We start from the raw sequence: 18,142 nt of genomic DNA, 5'->3' as shown, positions 1-18,142 counted from the left end.
TGCTTTCTGACTGAAGAAGATGCTGAACATGGTGACCAACTACAAGCAGTCTTAATGCACCGTTTGGTGCTCGGTGCTTTCTGACAGAGATGTGGGTCGGTTCCCACTACCACTTCTACGCCGAGTCTTAATGCACCGTTTGGCGCTCGGTGCTTTCTGACTGAAGAAGATGCTGAACATGGTGACCAACTACAAGCAGTCTTAATGCACCGTTTGGTGCTCGGTGCTTTCTGACGGAAGCTGAACCAGATCCATCAGTACAAAGGCGAGATCAAGCCTTAATGCACCTTTTGGCGCTCGGTGCTTTCTGACTCAAAGACAATGAACGCTGCGACCTCCGCGATGACGTGGTCTTAATGCACCTTTTGGCGCTCAGTGCTTTCTGACGCAGACAAGGATAGGCCGCACGGGCAGCGTTTGAGCGCCGTCTTAATGCACCTAATGGCGCTCGGTGCTTTCTGACTCGTTGAAGCTGCGAAGAATGGCGTCAGTACCGACGTTGCGTCTTAATGCACCTAATGGCGCTCGGTGCTTTCTGACTCGTGTACTTGGAGGTGGACGCGGTGGTCCCCGAAAAGGTCTTAATGCACCTTTTGGCGCTCGGTGCTTTCTGACTCGTCATCGACGGCGACAAAGCAACCGCCACCGTGTCTTAATGCACCTTTTGGCGCTCGGTGCTTTCTGACCACTGGTCCCGCTCGTCACCGCGTGGGCGCTCCCCGAGTCTTAATGCACCTTTTGGCGCTCGGTGCTGTCTGACGCCGCCCGCCGGCTCGCTAGTGTGCGTCGTCTATCCTGGTCTTGATGAACCTTTTGGCGCTCGGTGCTTTCTGACTTCGATACATGAAGTGCTACTGCGACGGTTACAAGTCTTAATACACCTTTTGGCGCTCGGTGCTTTCTGACTGGAACATCCTTTCATCGTTGAACGGAAATTGATGGTGCGTCTTAATGCACCTTTTGGCGCTCGGTGCTTTCTGACCAACGCCTTCAATCTGCGTAATGACACTTACTTCGAGAGTCTTAATGCGCCTTTTGGTGCTCGGTGCTTTCTGACTCGAAGCCCGCACCTGGCACGTAATTGACCGCACGTCTTAATGCGCCTTTTGGCGCTCGGTGCTTTCAGACAAAATCACGAAGGGCGGCGGCGACGTTACGACGAAGTCTTAATGCACCGTTTGGCGCTCGGTGCTTTCTGACCGAGAAAGAGACAACACGCCATGAACACCAACACCGTTAGTCTTAATGCACCGTTTGGCGCTCGGTGCTTTCTGACTTGAAAGAAAAGTGTCCCACAGGGAGGGTGTCATGTTGTCTTAATGCACCGTTTGGCGCTCGGTGCTTTCTGACAAGATCCTGGGCTTCTTCTCAGGACTTGTCCTCTACAAGGTCTTAATGCACCGTTTGGCGCTCGGTGCTTTCTGACCCGTCCCGATGAACTACGTCGTAGTCCGTTACGCGCTCAGTCTTAATGCACCTTTTGGCGCTCGGTGCTTTCTGACCGAGACCATCCGCCGGATAGAGACAGAGCAGACCAAGGTCTTAATGCACCTTTTGGCGCTCGGTGCTTTCTGACCCCGAACCACAAATCACCATCATCAAGGAGAACAATCAGTCTTAATGCACCTTTTGGCGCTCGGTGCTTTCTGACCTCCGAGCGTCGTCCTGCCCGGTGACCGGGTGCGTCTGGTCTTAATGCACCTTTTGGCGCTCGGTGCTTTCTGACGAGACGAATCGGCCACGTGCGCGCCGCGTCGGGCGTGTCTTAATGCACCTTTTGGCGCTGGGTGCTTTCTGACTGCCCGGCGTGTCGCAACCCCTGTGACCAGGGAAAACGTCGTACCGGATCGCCAGTGGCCGAAAAAGCACCCCTCCGGCCAACAAGCACGAGGTCAGATTACCAGACTTTTCGTTGCGACTGCTCGCATCGCCGCAGACTCGCTCTGGCGATGCTTTCGCCCCGGAGATCGCCGCCGTCACCGGCGTGTCGATCAGTCACAGCACTTCACACTTGTAGAGTAATCGCAAGGTTGTTGAGTGGAAGGACAGACAATGACGACACCCGCCACGGCCTCGTCCCTGAGAGAAGCGACCAGCCCCCAAAGCCCTCCCTCGCGCCAGACGCCGACTCCTCACAGCACACCCCGACCCCACCAGAGCGAACACCCCCACGCCGGGAAGCCTCACCGACGACCAGCTACGAGAGCTCGCCGCCCAGGACTGGGCGCCGCCACGCATCGCCGCACTTGACACGAACACTCTCACGACGGCCGACCCCATCACCCGGGCGCTCCTGGCCGAATCGGTGCGCGAAACCCTCGAACGCCACCTCACTACGGAACGCCCCCACGGCACCTACGACGACACGCGCGCAGGACACGACGCCTTCAGCAGGGGAGTCGTCGACGATTACGACCACGGCATCCACCACCTCGCGCGAGCCACCATCCGCGTCGCCGACCCGGGCCTCGTGACCGGCGCGGGCCTTTCGGCACCGGACGTGCCCGATGCCGACGCGCCCATTATCGACGAGCTCGCCCGGGCCTCGGACCCCAACCCGATCGCGAGCGTGCTCGCCGACGCCGCTCTGCTCGATCTTGACAGGTACGCCACCGGAGCAGGTTTGCGATACTCGCGAGTCGGAACCACCCTCATGCTCGCGGCGCCAAACGAGGGGCGCCTGGCCGACGCCATCGACATCGTTGCCGCCGCGGCCATTGGCGCGGGCTCGCGCCTCACTGACCTGACGACCCAGTACATTGACGAGGAGAAAGCCCCCGCGAGCATCGGCATTGACCCATGGACTGCTGGGCCCAGCGACGAACCTTCGGGCCAAGCCGACCGCATCCTCTACGTCGGTCGCGATGGCGCACGCGTCCACGTCAAAGCGGGCCGTGTCCTCGTCGACGCGCCCGGCTCGCTGCCTGTCACCTCCGTCCCCAAAAACAGCGTCACGCGCATCGTTCTGTCGGGAAACGTCGGCTTGTCCGTCGGCGCGCGCTCGTGGGCGATGCGCAGTGGCGTCGACGTCGTGTGCCTGTCGCGGCGTGGCTCCTACCAAGGCGCCCTCATCGGTGCGAACTGGGGAGCGCACGCCAGCCGGCTCCTCGCGCAAGTGGCCCTCACCGGCGACCGCGAGCGGCGCGTTCGCCTGGCCGCCAGCCTCATCGGCGCGAAAATCCGCGGCCAAATCCACGTCCTCACCCGCATCGCCCGACGCGACGAGGCCGTGCACGTCGCTGACACGACCGCGCACATGCACGCCTGGCGGCGTTCCCTCGCGGGTGCGCGCACCCTCGACGAAATTATGGGCGTCGAGGGCGCGTGCTCCAACGCCTACTTCGACGCGCTCGCCGCGTGCGTGCCCGCCGACGTCACCTTCGACGGGCGCAGCCGACGCCCACCCCGCGACCTGCCCAACGCCGCCCTGTCCTACGGGTACGCCATCCTCCTGTCCGAATGTGTCGGCGCGCTGCCCGCCGCCTGGCTCGAACCGAGCCTCGGCATCGCGCACGCACCCACCGACAAGTGGCCCAGCCTGGCGCTGGACCTCATGGAACAATTCTGCCCACTCCTGGTCGACCAAACCGTCATGGCTCTCCTGCGCGCACGCAAGCTCCGGCCCGAACACGGCGTCGTCGAGGCCGAGGCCGGGGGAGTCTGGCTGGGCAGCGACGGCAAGAAAATCCTCGTCGACGCTAACGAGGCCGCCTGCCAGCGATCCGTCACCGGTGCGCTCCCCGGATACTCGGGCTCGTGGCGCAGGCACATCGCCCACGCCGCGCAGATGCTGGCGCGCGCCATCGCCGAACCCGACCACCCGTGGAGCGGGGTCGCCTGGCGATGATCTACATCATCGCCTACGACATCGCCGACAACAAACGGCGGCTCCGCGTCGCCAAAACACTGGAATCCTGGGGCTACCGCATCCAAGAATCCGTGTTCCAACTCCGCCTCGACACAGCCACGCTGGCGCGCGTGCGTTCGGCTCTGGCAGCCCTCATCTCCGACGTCGAAGACGTCATCCACATCTACCCCATCTGCTCATCCTGCGCCGACCGCGCCGACATACTCGGCGCGGCCATAGCGCTGGACGACGTGGGGTTGTGCCGGGGAGTGTGGTGAGAGGCTAGCGGATGTCCTAAACAGGTTTAGGGACGCAGATTGGTTCGCCCGAGGATGGATGATGTTCCGAGGGGAACAGTTGTGTGGCTTCCAGTGCTCGTCCTTCTTTGGGGTACCCGTCATCGAAGTTCGTTGCGTTGTTTTGACGGTTCTCATTACGCGTCATGTATCGCACTGGGATGCCGTCTGTGTAGCCAAACGATGCCCGCTGGAATGCTTGAACCCAAGGGAACTTGTCGAAACGATCGGGTACCTGATAATGGTCGATCGAGCTGATCGTCTCTGTCCCCAAACACCCGTCGAGCTGAGTGTAGCCAGTAGCTAGTTGCTGCCCAGTTTGAAGCCGCAACTCTGTCGCCTCCACTTTAAGTGTACCGTATCCCAGAGGCTTTCCCATTCCGAGATGGAGGTAGCCGACAAGACCCTTACCGCGTTCGGAGTGAGGAACAAGATTTTCGGGATTGAGAAGCCAAAGTAAAATACTCAACTCGAGCGGTGTCAGCATTTCGAAGTGGATTGTCATGGTCATTTGTGACCCGGGGAGTATATATGACTCAACCACCGAAAATGCGTCACTGTCCCGACTGAAGGGCTCGATCATACGTCTTTTATAAGGAAGCTTCAGAGGTTCACGGTGCGTTGGGTACGCGGCTCGCCCAAGTGACTGTTTCCCATTAAGGAAGTAGTCTTGCCGTCGAATGAGCTTGTGAGGCGTACCGTCTGTTCGTTCTTTGTTAGTAGGCTGTATGTTCTTTCCATCGTTAGTCGTCAAAAACCTTCGGGCAGAAGAAGGCTTCGGTTCGAGAAGAGGTGGGAGTGATATTGGGGCTCCTTTATATCGGTCGCAAGATGAGGTGTCGATGCTGCTAAAGGAGAGGCGCCCCCTGATGGAAAAATGTGACTGATTGGTGTTCGAGTTATCCTCGACTGACGGTAGATCTGCTGTGAATCCGAAAAGTCGATCCGCACTAGAAGCTTCTGAAGCGAATGCGGGTGGGATGAGTGCATTGTATTCGGCCAGTGAAGCTGGTGAGTCGGTGTAGCTTGCACGTCCAATAGGGATCGGCACAAGGTCAATAATTTCTGACTGGTCATCACTCAGGATTGCGTATGCGAGGCTGTTGTTGTCGGAAATTGACCAGCTTCTGTCGTTAATGAACCTGTTTGGTATCGGCTTTGGTTCACCCTTCTTTGATGCCAGTTTCTCTCTTTTTGTAAACATCTCGCGGTAACTATTGACCGTGTTGTCGTATCGTGAGAATAGTCTTGCCGCGTCGTTTGCGTTAAGCTCGATTCGCAAGGGGGATTCCCTCAAAGAGAAGAATATGCGTTCGCTTTTCTTCTCTTTGAAGGTTCTTCTGCCTGCTTTGCGATCTGTCGGGCTAGTTGTGGTGTACAAATATCCCTTAATCGAGCATTTTTCGTCAATGTAGGTTAATGATAGTGTCTCGTAATCGATTTTGAAGGTGTAGTCTGCCTGTTCTTGATCTTCTGTTCTGTATATAGCTGTAACGATCCAGTAGGCGTAAAGTCCATTTGATACAAGTGTTGCGTCAAAGTATATCTCTGGGAATGGCTCCCCGTGTTTTGGTGATGTCATCGCGATGAATCGATCACGCGGGGTTCCTGTCCCTCCGGGTGTGGGGTGATTGGATCGTGGTGTCTGAATATGTTCCCTCAAACTAATTCCTGCTGATGTGCCATCGTATAGAGAGGCTGTGAGGGTGATGGGGATGTCGTGATTGCCATCTGTAACGTAATCCCTGTAAGAGTGTGATCCATCGAGAATTTCAATAGTTGTCTGTTCATTCTCTGAATGTACGATGCGTACTGGCATTAGTGACGTGGAAGTCGCGGGGTCGATCCTGTAGGTAAGAGGAGTGTTGTGTGGATCGAACATGCGATACCTTGAATTTGTTAGTGCTTCAAATGCATTTGATAGCATTCCCTTAAACATTGTTGGAGGAATGAAAGCTCTGTCGTCGACAATATGAGGGCTGAGGGTCTTTATCTCTCGCGATGGATTAGATTTTGTTGCCTGTGTTTTGGTTCGCTGTACGCTTCCTATGATAAGGGGTGTTTCGACAGTTGCTCTTACTGAAATCGAACCTGATAGTTGTTCGTGAGTGACTTCGCTGATTGGATCCGGTGTTTGGTCTCCTAGAAATCCCCACTTATGCGACTTGGGTATTTTGCTGGTCTGTGTTCGAATCGAGGGAATTCTGTTGACCGATGAGTGAAACAATGTAAATTCATTGGCATTCGTATCTGACATGATTAGCTCCACTTTCCTGTAAATAGCTGCTCGACCACGACTGTATTTCCGTACTTTTCTTCTTGGATGAACTCAACTGCCGTCATTGGCTTGGCGTCGGCGTGTTGTTCGTCTTGTTCTGTCTGACCAGAGGTGGGTTCCGAGGTGGAATCCCGATCACTGCTCGCGGCAGACTTGTGCTGCAGATAGCTCACCTTGTGGAACCACCCGCTGACCGATGCTGGTTCCGTGTCCTTCGACGGTGCCTCGGGTCTGGCAGCGGTGAGCGTCAGCTCGACGGCACCCACACCGTTCACCCAACGGTACTCGTGAGCCAGAACGGCGCCCCCTGCAGGTTCATCGGGCAGTTTCACCGGTACCCACAGGCGCAGCTCGAAGACGTTCGTCGGATCGAATTCTCGCCCATCGATCGGCGTGACAGAGAGCTTCGGCTTCTCGGCAGAGGACCCCTTATCGAACCCCAACACGGTCCACGTCCCGTTGGTCGCGAACGCCAGGCCCTGAACGTCCCCGCCCGAATGTGTCCGTGCGTATGCGAGGAAGACATCCAAGCATGGTGTGTCACCAGAAACCGGGCGGATAGATGAGCGTGTCAGCATCGCTTTCTGATTCTTGTCAGTCATCGGCGGCTCCCATCCCTTCAGATTGTTTACGCGCAGCTCCTGGGCCGTTCTCTAGGCGCTTAGACCAGTCCGTTTCTTCGTACTTATCCTTTAAATGTTTCAGAACCTGTTCCGCGAGCTTGCGCTGCCCCTCGTAGAGGGCGTCAGTCATAGCACCGGCGCCTGTCTCCGGCTGCTGCAGTGCTTCGCAACCAGTGAAATTCCGCGACGGAAGGTCAACACCTTTACGGTCAGCTCCCTCTACTTCGATCGTTGAGACGACAACCTGTCCCAGGCCTCGCGTCGAACGGCTACCCAACGGGAGCGTGCCCGCGGACAGCTCGGCGAGCACCAGCCCGAGCAAGACGTAGGCGGCGTGAGCGTAGTCCGCGTGGGTAGGTTTCGGTTGCTCGCGCTCGAGCGAACTGTGCTCCGCCTCGGCGGCATCGGCAGGTCCGCGCTTAGCTTCCGGCCCCTTCTCCGCCTCGATGTTGTTCAGAAGCTGGCGCAGATCAATGTCGATCCGGATCGGCTCCCACTTCGTTCCCAGGTAGACGGCCTCGGTGAAGAGACCACCGTCGATGACGCCGCCCGTCCATCGATCAATCGCGTTGTGTGTGACCTCGATGCGTTTCCCACGCTTAGTGGAGAGGCAGTCATGGACTGTGACCGCGCCCCGGTACTCCGTGCTGCCGAACATGTAGCGGACCAGGTTCGGCTCCGCGGCGATCTGTTCGTGGAGATCATGGGATGTGAACGTGGGCAATTTGTCTTGTGCTGCGAGTACCGTCCGCGCGATGCGTGAGGCCCGTGAGCGCAGCGCACCGCGAATCGAGGTTCCCGGGATGAGGAGTTGGGCGTTCTCCCACTCCACTGAAGGGTCCCGGAGCGGATAAACGACCTCGTGAACCTCCTCGTTGATACCCTTCTCCTCATTTTCTGCTTCTTTCGCGGCCTTGCGCTGCTTCGTCAGCTCCTCGTCCTCGGCGACGAAAATGCCGGTGGGCGACCACCAAGTTATCTTGATGCGTGCGGGCTGCGTGCCCACGCAAGCAGAACTGTCTGTGCCCTTAGACGATTCTGGCCCTTCGGTTAGCGCACCCGTCAGTGGATCAACGACATCGACGAGTCTCTCCCCCTCGAGCCCCTTCGACTTGGCGACTATTCGCAGATATTGATCGTCAGAATCTTGGTGCTCCTCATTGGACTCTTGGACCTTGATGGCTCCCTGCCCGGACCCAGTGCGTCCACCCAGCGAAATTGCTTTGCTCTTGAAGAGGGAACGGATGAGGCGAAGGAGCAGCTCAATTGCTTCGGATGACGCAGGCCCCGGAATCCCCTCCGACTGTTTGTTCTCCATCGATTCGTCATCGCGTCCCTCCGCGGTGATGCGAATGGTGAACCTTGTGCCGCGGGGAAGGAACTCGTGCTCGTAGAGAGCCCCGTCCGAAGCAGCCCCGGTCGTCCTGTCGATGCCGACGCCGTGACGCCTCGGCAAGGGGGAATCTCCGGAGTCGCTGTCCTTGTACTGCGGGAAGGACACCGCGTGGAAGGTCAGTGCGCTCTGCCTGATCGGCAGGGAGTCGTCACTGCGCAGGCGGCGATCGTGGAGTGACTTGCCGGTGTCGAGCGAGTCGTCGCCCCACAGGGAGATCCAACTTTCCTTTGAGAAGGCTTCGCCTTTCTGAGTCGTTGGATTCTTGGCGTCTGCCAGCGCCTGGCGGGCCACATCGCAGGCCGCGCGAACCGCGCCCCTGATGGACCTTCCTGGGATCGTCGGCTCGTCGAGGCCGTTGCGGCAGAAACGGATGACGGTTCCCTCTCCGTCGCGGTCGGGGACCGCATCGACACCACCGATGTGGAGTTCCGACGTCAGCTCAACGGGGATTGTGAGCTCATAGCGTGTGAATGTCACTGATCTTCGCCTCCTTCGGGCGTCTCCTCGCACACAAAGTGCTCGAGCTTTGCTTTCGTGACCTCAATGGATTGGATGCTGAGAAGGGGATGATCGACGACGAAGCGCCCGTAGCCCTGCGCCGTCAGCTCGCCCACTCCAAAGGGGGCGAGCTCCAGGAGCTTGTCTCGATCCTTCTTGCTCGTGTCTCGATCCTTCTTGCTCTTGGCTCGATCCTCCTCGCTGACGCGCACCTGGATCACCGATCCCGCCTGGATCGCTAGGCGACTCGCGCGCGGCCCGTTGTCCGCAGGCGACCACGAGTCGACGCGGCGGTGACGGATCGAGGGGGTACCGACTGCCTCGACGATGATGCCCTCGCGCTTGAATGCACGAATGAGGTCGTCGGCAGTCCCTCCGGCCCCGAGCCCAGCGGAGCGCGCGATCACGTCGGAAATGAACCACAGGGAGATTGTTCGTTCGTCGGACGAGGTCGTGGTGCCCTCGCCGGGGGCCGTCCCGTCAGCGGATGTCGAGGCAGTGCTCGTGAGCTGCGTGCTTCCGGCGTTACCGAAGTGGATGCGTGCCTCTCGCTCGGCGGCTGTCTCTTCGTGGAGCGTGCACGTCGCGGACCCGAAGGTGCCCGTGAGCTTGCGCGACCCGAGCCGGGCCTCGCGTGTCTTACCGAGAAGAGAAGAGACAGAGGCGGCCTCCCAGAGCTCATCCGACACCCAGACGTGCGCGCGCATGCACATCTTTTCAGGCAGGGCCTCGACCAGGACGAGTTGTCCCTTGCTGGCCGCGCCCGTCTCATGGTTGATGGCGGTCGTCTGTCGCCCGCGCAGGGGTGGCTTACCGTACCAGCCCTGAGTCTTCGTGCCGGGCTCTTTGCTGTCGCCTCCCTTAGGGTCGAAGAAGACGTACCCGCCGCGAACGGGGATTTTCCCATCATTCTCGGTGGAGTCGCCGAACAGGGTGATGGTCGAGTCCGAGGGCGATGTCTTGTCCGTTTTGAGCACGAGGGGAACGGGGAGTCCCTGAGCGTCACTGATGACGGGCAGTGCGTCCGAGACGACCAGGTGGCCGCCGGTCACGGCGTTGGTGATGACCGCCTCATCCTCTCCGTGCTTCTTTGACGACACCAGCCGGTGCAGCCAGGGGAGCAGGACCGTTCCCCGCAGGAAGTCCAAGGAGCGAATTTCGTTTGAGAAGGGGACCTCGTAGGACACGATGGGCGAGTTGAGCGTGAGGTCGAGGATCAGGTGGTGCCCGCCGCTGTGCCGAGCTGCGGAACCGTCGACGGTCCCGACCTGGTGTTGTGTGCTGCGCTGCGGGGCGGGGAGCGCGTTGACAACTTCTGGCTTAAGAGACCGTGCCAGCTTCTTGAGGCTCGTCCTCAGCTCCTGCGCGCATGACGAAGCGAAGGCGACGATCTTGGACGTGGACTGCCCGGCGCGTGCCTCAACCTCGTGGTTGGTCACGAGGACCGTGCACTCGCCGTCGCCTCCGCTGCGGCCCGAGCCGATGCCTCGGACCATGAGGCCCGCGACCCCCAGGAGGAAGTGCGCGGCCTCAATCGTCGCCTGGTCGGAGGTCTCAGCTCCGGCCTCGTCGATGAGGGTGAACGTGCCCGTGAGGACGCCGGCCGCTGCGCGCTCCGTGAAGCGCAGGAACTGGTCGCGAGCCGTCCCCGTGGTCGGGTCGATGGAGAGGGACACCGTGTCGTGGACCGGGATCGACGAGGCCGGGGTCGCGTCCGTGAAGAGAACGTGACGCGGGTGGGGGGTTGAGCCCGGCTCGCTGTTGGGGTCCTGGCCGAAGAGCCACAGGGCAAAGTTGGTCCACGTTCCCTCCTTTGGTCCGTCGAGGGCCTTCGCCGCCAGCATCGCCTGCTCGCGCAGAACACCCGTGATGACCGTGCCGCGCACGACCGGGTCGTTGCCGCAACGTTCGATTGTTGAGTGCGTGCGACCCGCCTGGCCAACGCCCGTGGACACGCCCCAGTCGGACGTGAACACGATGGTCACGTGGCCGCTCGCGGTAGGAGAAGTAGTAGGTGAAGCGGTGGTCACTGGGCACCTCCTGCGATGGAATTATCTGCTGCTTCCTGGGAGCCGACACAGTCGGCGTCCCCGCGAATCCGTGAAGCGAGGTAGCCGTCGGGCAAGTTCCCGGACAGGTCGATGAGGTCCAGGAGCCAGCGCACCTGCTCGATGCAGTCCTCAGTGTGCTCGTCGGGATCGTCGAGGCGCGTCTTCGAGGGCAGCGGCCCCAACGCCTTCACGAGCGTCTTCGTGCCCCGCGCGTTCTCCTGCGCATCGGTCCACTCGAGGCGGATTGTGCAGATGGGGTGCTCGCAGCGCTTGGTTTTCTTCTCGTTGTCCGACTTTTGCTTGCCGTCGTCCGGCTTTTGCTTGTCGTTGTCGATCTGCTCCTGCGTTGCGAACGCCTGTTCGTTGTCCTTCAGGACGTAGCCGAGACACTCGGATCGCGCCGTATCTTCCTTGGGAACCGTGACATAGCGAGCGAGGAGCTTGACAATGCGGTTCGCGCGGGCACGCGGGAATGGGTCGCCGGTGGTCTGCGTGGGGTCGTCCGGGTTCTTGCCGTCGAAGGCTGCGATCGCCTGAAGGATGCGCGCCCAGGAGGACAACGGCTGCGACTCTGCGGTGGGTGCTTCTTCGGACGAGGTCGTGGTTGCGTCCCCGATCCGATCCGGCGCGTAGTGGCCGACCAGGAAGGGGCGCTGCGAGCGGCCCTTGTACTCGTCCAGCGTGTCGTCCGGGTCAAGGACCGTCGCGTCGCGCAGGACGTGGAAGTCGATCGTCGAACAGGGGACTTCCCCCTTCCTCTTGCCGAGCTTCTTCCCGCGCGACACCAGGCCCTCCGCCAGGTCGTAAGCAATGTGGAACGGGAAGTTGCGGCCCACGATGGCCACGCCCGCCGAGGCAGTGAGGGGGCCGGGTTTCTTCGCGCCGGCGATGACTGCTAGTCGCCGAAGAAGTTCATCCTCGCCGGTCAGCTGCTCATAGTGACGAACGTATGACTCCGCGAACGGGATCGCGAACTGTCCTTCTACATAGACAGTGAGGTCGTCGCCTCCGACAAGCACGGGGACCACTGGAGGAGCTGATCGTCCATGTGCGTAATCCTCCAGGTCCTTCCAAGCTGAGGCCACCGCCGCTTTGACGACTCCGTCGAGGCGATAGTTCACTTCCATGACGAACCACTGGAAAACAGAGGGGGTACTGTCATCGGGGCGGACACGAGGAGCTTCCCTGTCGTCAGAGTGGACACGAGGAGGTTTCTCGCCGCACGGGTTGGGTTCTCTCGGATACGGTGCTTCGGCGAGCTTATCGAGCGTGTCGTTCGTCTTCTTGAATGCCTTACCAAGATCACGCATGATCGCGCCCACGCCATTACCGTCAACATGGACTACACCAACTGAGGACAGAAGAGGAGGAGTGAGGTCCTGGTCTAGATCTGATCCCTGGGACGCGTCGCCATCTTGGATTACTTCCTGCTCGCCGAGTGCTGTCTCCTGAAAGGCTGCTTCCAAACGGGTCGGATCGCGGTAAAGATCAGCCATGGAAGTCTTCAAATGACCAGCGATGTCGTCGAGCTGCTTGAAACGCGCAGGCAACGCCCACGCGCGCTTGACGCGAGCGGGAAGCGACAGCTTGTGCTCAGGTTTCGCGTCTTCCTTCGTAGCTGTGTACAGGATCGAGTTGAAATCAATGGAAACAGTAGGCTGCGAGCCCTCGGTGTATTCTACCTTCTTCTGTTCCTTGCGCTTTGCGCGCCCCTCGTACGACTCCTTAACTCCGACTGCGCGCGCAGTCTTGTAGATCCTAATCGTGTCGTGCTTTGTTAAGGGCGCGACAGCTGGGAGTGCCGATTCGTCGGCTCTCTCTAGGAACGGGAACTGCGGGAAGCGCGCCGCTGCCGGGTGGCGGTTGAGCGAGTACTCCAAAAAGACACGATCAAGCTTTTGCAGGTCATCCGCATCTACCGCGCTGGATGATGCCTTGACGAAGACTCCCGTGACGTCAAGGCCCGGTGCCTCGGTGAGGGCTCGGAGAGTGACTCTCCTGATCAGAACCTTCGCCTTTGCCTTGGGCTCGTCTCCGTGTCCAGTGAATAGGACGATCACCTTGCCGGACGAGTCGGAGACCCAGAAAGAGGCTGGAAGAGGCTTTGGCTTAAGGAGCTTTTCAGCTTCCTCCTTCACCCAGTGGGACAGCAGGGTGATCTCGAAGGATGCGCCGATCTGCTCGCGAAGGCGAGGAGACGAGAAGATGAAGGGCTGATTGCTGTTCGTCTGCAGCATGACGAGGTAACTTGTCACGGTCGGTTCCTCCTTACTCTCCGTTGCGTGGGGGAAGTGTCGTTAGGAGTGAATGAATGTCGCTGAGGACACGACCCTGCGCATTGACGATGGTGCTAAAACGACGCTTCTTTAGATTTTCCGTGATCGGAGCAGAATCATCAAGTCTTCCGACAGTAAGTACAATGAGCGCCTGTGAGTCGTCGAGATCGTTAATGGTCTGTGTCAGTTTCTGCTCAGCGCGATTTAGCTTGTCCGCAGTCGTTTTTTCTAGCTCCTCCCGTCGGCCGTTGTACCAGTCGAGATCGAGTGAGAGTATGACAAGGTCTGCTCTACGAGAGACAGTGGATTGAACAGGGAGAATCTCGTTCTTCATCAGTGCGGAGTATTTTAAATCCTCTCTGATTCTGTCAGAGAATTCAGGGTATCCAAGTAGCTGAATGACACGTTTGGAAAGGCCGTATGACAGGCGCTCGTTGTAGTTTTCAAGCACCTTGTTAGCGATTATTGTTCCAACCACTGTGACAATGATGGCTCCGACGATCGCATTTATGAAAGGAAATATGAACGTGGTTGCGACTTCGTGCCAGGTCTCGTTATTGAACTGAGTGAACAGAACTAATGTCGTCGCGAGGGTTGCGATTAGGAAAATGATGATCCCGATATAAATGTGCCGTTCCTTGTTCATGATGCCTGCTCTCCCTTATCGATTTCTTCTGTTTCCTCTTCCGCTTCGTTTGTGCTGTCATGTGCAGTTTCCGCGGTGGAGGCTTCGTTATTTTGCTGTGTTGAGCTATTCTCTTCTGTAACTATATTCTGGTCCGGTTGTTGGCTCTGCTTGCTTATGTATGGTGCGACGATGATGGTGGCGACGGAAACTGTTATTAGCTGGGCTAGAACGGGGAACAGGAAGCTGAAAGCAATGCAGTGCCATGTCTGATTGTCGAAGTGGGCAAACTCGATAATGGCGATAATTGTGGCAAAAGAGAGAATGGTGAGTGCGTAGATGCTGTTAGTTCGTAGATTGTTCATCTGAGTCTCCACCTGGTTCATGCGGCCACAGCGTCTATGACGCCCATGCCGAAGCTCGTGTGTGAGCCGACGTTCGTGTATGCGGACAGGGCCATGAGGCGCGAGAAAATGCGGGTCGCTTCGGCGCCCTCGACGCCGCTGATGCGCAGGTGGCCCTCGTGGGCCGGGATCCGACGCGAGCTCAAGCGGCCCTGCCTCGCGTTGCGCGGCATCGCCAGCGACACCATGGATGCGCGCGTGAAATCCTGCGTCGCCAGCACGCTCGCCATCGCGTCCCGGTCGATGCGTGGGGGAGCGAGCCTCCGATTCCATGCCCACCAGCGCTGCTGCAAGCTCGTCGCAATCGTCGCCGGCGACAAGCTCGGCACATGATTCCCCTTCGACGAAAACGTCGTCGGCGTCACCAGGCGTATCTCCCACGTGCTGTCCTGATCGCGCTCGGCCAACTCCTCCCACGACGCCTGGTTGACGATCTGACCCTCGGTCGCAACCAGCACCGCGTCATCCTCGGTTCCCGCCCCGAGACGCATGACGCCACCCCACGACAGCCACGCGTCCAGCGTGTCGACCAGGCGATCGTCCAGGAAGCGCACCTCGACCCCGAACCTGGACTCTGAATGGCTCAACTCTCCGAGTGAATACGGCTTCACCCCGCCCGCCCCATGCGGTGGTCGATGTGCCAGCGTCGGGAACCGCGCCGCCCTGGCCGGGCTGACCCCCGGCGGCAAGTCCAGCACCGCCGACAGGGCAGCGTGAAGCCGCCTCGGAGTGGCTGGCACCCCCTCGGGCGCGTCAAAGCTCACGTAAACGGATGCTGGCATCGGTGCCTCCCATCACTCGTGTGTGACTGCCGTCTCCGACCGTATCACACTTGAAGTGATAGATCACGCCCAACTGTCAAGGAGTCTGTGTAACCCCAAAGTTCCGCGTAAAGGCTTGTTGGGGGCCGAAAGTTAAGCCATAGGCCGGCAGGAAGTTTCAATGTCTGAAGAAGTGTCAAGCGAACTGTTGGAGGAGAAAGGGCTCCTGAACCCTTGGGCGTGACCAGAGTGTCAGCTCGAGCAGCAGGTGCCCCGCCAGTCGCCCGGCCGCGCAGTGCGTGCGGGGAGGGGCGGGGGCGCTGTGTGGGAGGCCGTCGAAACAGTAGGGCCACGCAGCCCACGCAAGGGAGTAATAGTCAGCAATACCCCCGGCCCGCCCCTCACTGCCCCTCGCCATACCTCCCTCACCCCAAAAGGTCAAGACTTCTTAAAATGTGAAACCCTCTAGGAGGTTTGTCAGCAACCTTGTAATCATTGTGAAATGGCGTGTTGTCTGGACTTGCCCAGGTGTCGCGCCTCCATCTGTACAGAAACGAGGAATGATGATGCATCAACGCTCATGGAAGACCCTCATCGCGGGAGGAGCCGCCCTCGCAGCCGGCCTCACCCTCTCCGCGTTTGGGGCCCCCACCCACGCGGAAGGCGTCGCGGGAATCACCTCCGAGGCTCGCGCCCAGGACGAGGTTATGAACTACGCGGTCAACCTGCCCGCCACCGCCTCGCGCTACGACTTCAACGCGGCCGTCTCGCGCGCCTCGGAGCACGGCGTCGTCCTGGCCCAATACCCCGAATTCAACTCCTTCTTCGTCCAATCCGTGAAGGCCGCCTACGCGCCCGACCTCGGCAAGAGCCTCGTGGCCTCCGGCATCTCCTACGACTCCATCGGACCCACCCGCTTTAAGACCGTCACCGGCGACGAAGTCCGCACCGAACAGCCCACGAAGACCGAATCCGAAGAAGCGGCCGTCAACGAGGCCGCAGCCGTTCACGAGACCGGCCTGTCCGCCGACTCCCAGCTCAACGACTTCACCCCCGACGAGGGTGACGCCAACGCCTGGGGCCTCGCCGCCATCGGCGCGGTCGACGCCCAACAGGTCGACGTGCCCCGCGAAAAGGTCACCGTCGCCGTCATGGACACCGGCATCGACCCCGACCACAAGGACCTGAAAGACCGCATCGACGCCTCCCGCTCCGTCGGCTGCCAGGTCAACGGCATCCCCAACCAGGACCCCTCCGCCTGGAAGGATGACCACTACCACGGCACGCACGTCGCCGGCACCATCGCCGCCTCCCACAACGCCTACGGCGTCGACGGCGTCGCCCCCGACGCGACCCTCATCGCCATCAAGACCTCCAACAAGGCCGGCTCCTTCTACCCCGAATACGTCGCCTGCGCCTTCGACTGGGCGGCCGAACATGACGTCGACGTGTCCAACTCCAGCTACTACATGGACCCCTACGCCTTCTGGATGCCCAACGAGGCCTCCCAGGCCGCGGGCCTCGAAGCGGCCTCCCGCGCGGTGCGCTACGCGAAGGACCACGGCGTCGTTAACTTCGCCGCCGAAGGCAACTCTAACGACGACCACGACAACCCGACGATCGACAAGGACTCCCCGAACGACGTTGAGGGCGCGGCCGTCGAGCGCAACGTCGCCGGCGGTATCGACGTGCCCGCCATGCTGAACGACTCGGTCATGTCCGTCTCCGCACTCAAGCTGCCCACCGGCACCGACCCGGCCACGGCGAAGCTCGAGCGCGCCGGCTTCTCCAACTACGGCAAGAACTCGGTTGACGTCGCGGCCCCCGGCCAGCGCATCTGGTCTGACCTGCCCACCTGGGAGAAGGAACCGCCCTTCGGCTACCTGTCGGGTACGTCCATGGCCTCCCCGCACGCCGCGGGCGTCGCCGCGCTGATCAAGGAGATCCACCCCGACTACACGGCTGACCAGGTCATCGCCCTCATGAAGAAGCAGGCGAACGAGAACTTCGACCGCCTCGCCGAACCCACCGACGGCAAGGAATACCGCGGCGCGGGCCTGGTCAACGCCCTGGCCGCCGTGCTCAAGGACCAGCCGCGTCCGGTCCTGGGCAGCATTGAGTACTCCTACGACGGTGCCACCGACTGGCGTCCCCTGGCCGATGCGCACCTCGCAGGCACGATCTACGTGCGCGCCACCGTCTCCGGCCCCGTCACCAAGGCGACCCTGACGGTCATGAACCAGGAGCCCGTCACCGGGGAGGGAACCGGCGCCTTCACGGGCAACGGCATCACGCTCATCGCAGGCCCCTACGACACGGCGACCTTCGACATGACAGACCCCTTCTCCTCGGTGACGCTCAGCGCCGAGGGCCGCAACAAGGACGAGCGCGCCGATGACGACGTCACCGACGCCGTGCACTTCCACGTGGACGACTCCGCCCACGAGGGCGGCTCCTGGGTCAACGACGCCGCCGGCTGGAAGTACTGCTACGAGGACTCCACCTGCGCGAAGAACCGCCCCGTCACCATCGGCGAGGACACCTACTACTTCGACGCTAACGGCCTCATGGTCACCGGCTGGGCCTCCTACAACGGGGCCTGGCACTGGATGAGCGCCTCCGGCCGCGCCGCCACCGGCTGGGTGAACGACCGCGGCACCTGGTACCTCCTTGACGACACCGGCATGATGATGACCGGCTGGGCCCAGGTCGGCGACCGCTGGTACTACCTGGCCTCCTCCGGCGCGATGACGACGGGCTGGGCGTCCATCAACGGCGCCTGGTACTACCTGGACGCCTCGGGCGCCATGGTGACCGGCTGGGTCAACGTCAACGGCACCTGGTACTACCTGACCTCCACCGGCGAGATGGCCCGCGGCTGGGTCAACGACGGCGGCACCTGGTACTACCTGCACGCCTCGGGCGCGATGGCCACCGGCCGCACGCTCATCGACGGCACGTGGTACTCCTTCGCCCGATCGGGCGCCTGGCTCGGCTGAGCCACTCAGGGACGAGGCCGGGGCCGCCTCTCGCGGTCCCGTGACCTCGCGCCCGGGCGCTGAGAACCGCCACATACGACAGGGGCGG

At 60.5% G+C, this 18,142-nt stretch carries 11 protein-coding genes and 1 CRISPR repeat array; of the genes, 3 read left to right on the top strand and 8 right to left on the bottom strand.

Annotation, left to right across the window (positions count from 1 at the left end; all coding sequences use genetic code 11):
* Positions 1 to 48: 48 nt before the first annotated feature.
* Positions 49 to 1,799: a CRISPR direct-repeat array (repeat unit 37 nt; unit sequence GTCTTAATGCACCTTTTGGCGCTCGGTGCTTTCTGAC).
* A gap of 506 nt (positions 1,800 to 2,305) precedes the next feature.
* On the top strand, positions 2,306 to 3,847 hold the full coding sequence (cas1, locus tag HMPREF1138_RS00055) for a CRISPR-associated endonuclease Cas1 (RefSeq protein ID WP_009054950.1): 1,542 nt from the start codon (positions 2,306 to 2,308) through the stop codon (positions 3,845 to 3,847).
* Complete coding sequence (cas2, locus tag HMPREF1138_RS00050) at positions 3,844 to 4,125, top strand: CRISPR-associated endonuclease Cas2 (RefSeq protein WP_009054959.1); 282 nt, start codon at positions 3,844 to 3,846, stop codon at positions 4,123 to 4,125. The genes cas1 and cas2 overlap by 4 nt, the downstream gene beginning before the upstream one ends.
* A gap of 16 nt (positions 4,126 to 4,141) precedes the next feature.
* Here cas2 and HMPREF1138_RS10965 read toward each other — a convergent pair whose 3' ends face one another.
* The 8 genes from HMPREF1138_RS10965 to cas6 are packed head-to-tail and all read right to left on the bottom strand — an operon-like array spanning position 4,142 to position 14,881.
* Positions 4,142 to 6,400 carry a putative CRISPR-associated protein gene (locus HMPREF1138_RS10965; protein WP_009054963.1) on the bottom strand — a complete coding sequence of 753 codons (2,259 nt, stop codon included), beginning with the start codon at positions 6,398 to 6,400 and terminating at the stop codon, positions 4,142 to 4,144.
* Between the two features lie 2 nt (positions 6,401 to 6,402).
* Complete coding sequence (locus tag HMPREF1138_RS00045; RefSeq protein WP_155887106.1) at positions 6,403 to 7,023, bottom strand: hypothetical protein; 621 nt, start codon at positions 7,021 to 7,023, stop codon at positions 6,403 to 6,405.
* On the bottom strand, positions 7,016 to 8,917 hold the full coding sequence (locus tag HMPREF1138_RS00040; protein WP_009054961.1) for an RAMP superfamily CRISPR-associated protein: 1,902 nt from the start codon (positions 8,915 to 8,917) through the stop codon (positions 7,016 to 7,018). Before HMPREF1138_RS00040 ends, HMPREF1138_RS00045 begins: the two co-directional genes overlap by 8 nt.
* Positions 8,914 to 10,968, bottom strand: coding sequence for an RAMP superfamily CRISPR-associated protein (locus HMPREF1138_RS00035; RefSeq protein ID WP_009054956.1), 2,055 nt, complete (start codon positions 10,966 to 10,968; stop codon positions 8,914 to 8,916). The genes HMPREF1138_RS00040 and HMPREF1138_RS00035 overlap by 4 nt, the downstream gene beginning before the upstream one ends.
* Positions 10,965 to 13,244: a hypothetical protein gene (locus HMPREF1138_RS00030; protein WP_009054952.1), complete on the bottom strand. Its 2,280-nt coding sequence runs from the start codon at positions 13,242 to 13,244 to the stop codon at positions 10,965 to 10,967. Before HMPREF1138_RS00030 ends, HMPREF1138_RS00035 begins: the two co-directional genes overlap by 4 nt.
* 13 nt (positions 13,245 to 13,257) lie before the next feature.
* Positions 13,258 to 13,911 (bottom strand): hypothetical protein, encoded by a 654-nt coding sequence (locus HMPREF1138_RS00025; RefSeq protein ID WP_009054940.1) that lies wholly within the window; start codon positions 13,909 to 13,911, stop codon positions 13,258 to 13,260.
* Positions 13,908 to 14,255: a hypothetical protein gene (locus HMPREF1138_RS00020; RefSeq protein WP_155887105.1), complete on the bottom strand. Its 348-nt coding sequence runs from the start codon at positions 14,253 to 14,255 to the stop codon at positions 13,908 to 13,910. Before HMPREF1138_RS00020 ends, HMPREF1138_RS00025 begins: the two co-directional genes overlap by 4 nt.
* 17 nt (positions 14,256 to 14,272) lie before the next feature.
* Positions 14,273 to 14,881 (bottom strand): CRISPR system precrRNA processing endoribonuclease RAMP protein Cas6, encoded by a 609-nt coding sequence (gene cas6, locus HMPREF1138_RS00015; protein WP_238318577.1) that lies wholly within the window; start codon positions 14,879 to 14,881, stop codon positions 14,273 to 14,275.
* Between the two features lie 740 nt (positions 14,882 to 15,621).
* On the opposite strand from cas6, the gene HMPREF1138_RS00005 reads away from it, so the two are divergent.
* The gene (locus HMPREF1138_RS00005) at positions 15,622 to 18,054 is read left to right on the top strand and encodes a S8 family serine peptidase (protein WP_009054947.1); all 2,433 of its coding nucleotides are present in this window, start codon (positions 15,622 to 15,624) and stop codon (positions 18,052 to 18,054) included.
* The last annotated feature ends 88 nt before the right edge of the window (positions 18,055 to 18,142 follow it).

Origin of the sequence: Actinomyces sp. ICM58 (assembly GCF_000283035.1) — a bacterium.
In the GTDB taxonomy this organism is placed as follows: domain Bacteria; phylum Actinomycetota; class Actinomycetes; order Actinomycetales; family Actinomycetaceae; genus Pauljensenia.
The sequence above is the reverse complement of the archived record's forward strand: the minus strand, read 5'-3'. Positions and strand labels throughout refer to the sequence as shown.